1 pseudogene is annotated in these 249 nt (G+C 53.4%); it reads right to left on the bottom strand.

The features are described 5' to 3' along the window. Positions 1-249 (bottom strand): annotated as a pseudogene (locus FDX22_RS21645) (MFS transporter); the annotation flags it as partial.

Genomic DNA, 249 nt, shown 5'->3' with positions numbered 1-249 from the left:
AGCACGGAAGCGACACCTTCCAGCCAGACCAGGGGTTTACTGTTCATCTGTGGCAGATCTTTGGCGAGACCCGCGTCCACCATCTGGCTGGGAAAGCGACTTTTTAACAGCATCAGGGTGATGACCACGAACAGTACACCCGGGATGATGACCGCATAGCCGTACCAGACATGGTTGAGCAGCATGGTGCTGACGACGATGGGGTAAATCATCTGACCAAACGACACCATGGCTTTAACCAGAATAACC

This window comes from Citrobacter sp. TBCS-14 (assembly GCF_005280805.1).
In the GTDB taxonomy this organism is placed as follows: Bacteria; Pseudomonadota; Gammaproteobacteria; order Enterobacterales; family Enterobacteriaceae; genus Citrobacter; species Citrobacter gillenii.
This window is presented reverse-complemented; position numbering and strand designations above follow the sequence as displayed.